This window comes from Massilia sp. TWR1-2-2, assembly GCF_049897565.1.
Taxonomy (GTDB): Bacteria; Pseudomonadota; Gammaproteobacteria; order Burkholderiales; family Burkholderiaceae_D; genus JAFCUW01.
On the sequence record NZ_JAFCWM010000103.1, the window covers coordinates 1 to 818 of the forward strand.

Sequence of the window (818 nt, forward strand, 5' to 3'; positions counted from 1 at the left end):
CAATCCACCCAAGTTAGCCGATTTCAACAATTTTTCTGACTCATTGCCTTGTGCGGTTTTTGGTCTTGCTTCCGCGGTTTCGAGAGATTTTCACGATGTCGATAGGTCCTTCCAGCGATCAAGCCAAGCACGCCCCGTAGCAGTTTTCCGACCTTCCGTCCGATCACTCCTCCAAGCAGCAGGATGGGCATCAGCGGCTTGAGCGCGGTGTGGGCGTAGGCATGGTTGATGCGCCTGTTCACGGGCAAATCGGCGTCGGCGTGGGCGGTCAGCGCGACCAGAGCCTGCAGGTTGTCGCAGACGATTTTGGCGGCAACATCCTGGGCGACGGCTTGCTGGGTCAATCCTGTGACGTGTTCCAAATTGAGGCGATGCTTGAGCCGTTTGAATGCTTCCTCGATGCCCCAGCGCTGGTGGTAAAGCTCGCCGAAGCAATCAGCCGGGTAGAGCTTGTCGTCGAACAAATTGGTCATCAGAACGCGCTGCTCGCCAGTCGGCGCGACGTTGCGGACCAGGCGCACGCGCTGCGATTTGCGCGGGCATTCATAGTCGATCGCGTCCTGTTTGTCTGGCGCGCGCAGCATGACGATCCGCTCGTTCGCACTTGAGCGCATGAAATCGCGCACGCAGGCGAAGCCGCTGTCGTTGTCAACACGCATGCAGAACTTGATGGCGCGCTGGTTCAGCACGGCCACCAGCCAGCGGCAGGGATAGCCGCGATCGAGCAGCAGCAAATCGCCCGGGGAAAGCCGGTCGAGATGTTCGAACAGAAACTGCCGTTCGCCGCGTTCGTGGACGCTGTGCAGGGAGGCGGCGAG

1 protein-coding gene is annotated in these 818 nt (G+C 59.9%); it reads right to left on the reverse strand.

Annotated elements, in window-relative coordinates; genetic code table 11:
• Positions 1–23: 23 nt before the first annotated feature.
• Positions 24–818, reverse strand: a 795-nt coding sequence (locus tag ACP7DD_RS26560; protein ID WP_426178400.1) for a transposase, incomplete at its 5' end; no start/stop codon positions are given.